At 47.9% G+C, this 1,864-nt stretch carries 2 protein-coding genes; one reads left to right on the forward strand and one right to left on the reverse strand.

The annotated features are described in order from the left end of the window. Window positions 1-205: 205 nt before the first annotated feature. Window positions 206-1,429 (reverse strand): IS110 family RNA-guided transposase, encoded by a 1,224-nt coding sequence (locus CCB157_RS16760; protein WP_077616933.1) that lies wholly within the window; start codon window positions 1,427-1,429, stop codon window positions 206-208. A 233-nt stretch (window positions 1,430-1,662) separates the two neighbouring features. On the opposite strand from CCB157_RS16760, the gene CCB157_RS18160 reads away from it, so the two are divergent. Beyond that, window positions 1,663-1,864: hypothetical protein (locus CCB157_RS18160; RefSeq protein WP_238594757.1), on the forward strand; the 202-nt coding region annotated here is incomplete at its 3' end.

Here is a 1,864-nt window from a genome sequence, read left to right on the forward strand (position 1 = left end):
CGATGGCCCATCATCCAGGAAGCTTGTAAAACTAAACCCTTCCTGAGAGGATTAAAGTCCTACGGTGTGATGTCAAGAGTTAAAAACAAATGAATTGGAAATTCTTTTGGCCATATGTCATAAAAAAGGGTGCACTAAACCAAGCCTCCAGTATATTGTAAATAACTGGAAGCCGATATGACCAAGGTTATCGATGAAGGTTACCTCATCGCGTCACCTTCTTTTTCGGCGCATATATTTGATTGTTGCGGAGCAGCGCATCAATCAGGCGCACCAATTTTCTTGCCGTTAAGACGAGGGCGCGTTTGTGTGAGTGCTTCTGCACTTCACGATACTTTTTTTGGTAAAAGGCGCGGTATTCAGGTTCGTGTCGCCGGACCAGATTGGCAGCCTCAACCAGGTAATACCGGAGATAACGATTGCCTGTACGCGCAAGCATTTTGTCATCCGCCTCGTAGTCACCCGATTGGTGACGCGGCCAAAACAATCCGGCAAATTTGGCGATCGCAGCTTGGTTCTCAAAACGTTCAATATCGCCAATTTCAGCGAGAATGCCGGCGCAACTCACCGGGCCTAATCCCGGAATGGTTTCGAGCGTGTTAGGAAGGCCATCGAGCACGCGGGCAATCGCCTTGTCCAAATCTTTGATTTGGCGTTTCAGATGCCGGATGATCTCAATCGAGCTACCTAGGATCAAGTCAATCGAATCCTCCACACATTTTGAAAGCCTGTAAGAGTCCCGGGCGGCTTTTTGGATGGAGGCGGCCACATCCTCGGGATCGCTAAAGCGGCCGCGGCCTTTGGTCTGGAGATACTTGGCTAAATCCTCTAGAGGCATTTGGGCGATTTCATCGAGGCTATAAGCTTCAAGCAGTAATTCTGTGATGGCATGGCCGAAGGCCGATGTATCCACTTCAAGGTTAAACGCGCTGAATTTGAAAAACAGATGATTCAAAAAGACCTGTTGTTCTCGCGTTAAACTATGAACCAGATGATAGCGCATCCGGGTTAACCGTTGAAGGGCAAGGTATTGTTCGGACTGTATAATAGATTTCGGCAATCGCCCAAAACGCAAACGGTCCGCAATGACCCAAGCATCCTTGGGATCGGTCTTGTCCATTTCGGCATAAGCCTTTTTGAAATTTTTTACCAACTTCGGATTCAAGGTGAACACCTTTGTCTGACGTTGTTTTAGTTCAGGATCTTCGTGGAAAAACATGGCCGGATGCCAACTGTATACGGATGTGGCTTCCATAGCGATCTGGATAGAGTCACCTGTCTTCGCATGTTGAAGAATGACCTCTTTCAATTCTGATGCCCCAGGCAAATTGTTGGTGACTGTTCGAGTGGCCAACGTTTCCCCGGCATCATCCATCAGGCAGGCCTCGAGGTTTTTAGAGCTCACGTCAATACCGACAAATAAGGGCATGTCGTTTCCTCCTTTCTGTATTAGGATCGATGGAATCGGACGCTTCGGGATATCCCCAGATGGCTTGCCGATCGATCAGCCTCGCGTATGAGAACTCATCCGGTCCGTGGGCTGCCTGGAACTGCTCATTTCCAGCACGGGGATCCGGAGGAACGGCCTACGGGTTAGACGTTCAAGCAAGAACCTGGGGATGCAGACTTTATAAGTAGTCATCGCTACAAGGAGAGTAAGCATTGACCCAAACGATCCTAAGACCATTATCCGGGAACATCGCGAAGCGTCCAAGTCCGAAATTTGTATTCCGGGCGAGCCCGGAATACAAAACCTATATTCACTTGTCAATGTGCAAAAATGAACTGGAAATTGACATCAACCATGGATTTGAAACTTATTATACGAGGAGAATCATCAAGAAAAACAGCACGGATAAAAAAG

This window comes from Caenibacillus caldisaponilyticus (assembly GCF_002003465.1).
Classification (GTDB): Bacteria; Bacillota; Bacilli; order Bacillales; family Sporolactobacillaceae; genus Caenibacillus; species Caenibacillus caldisaponilyticus.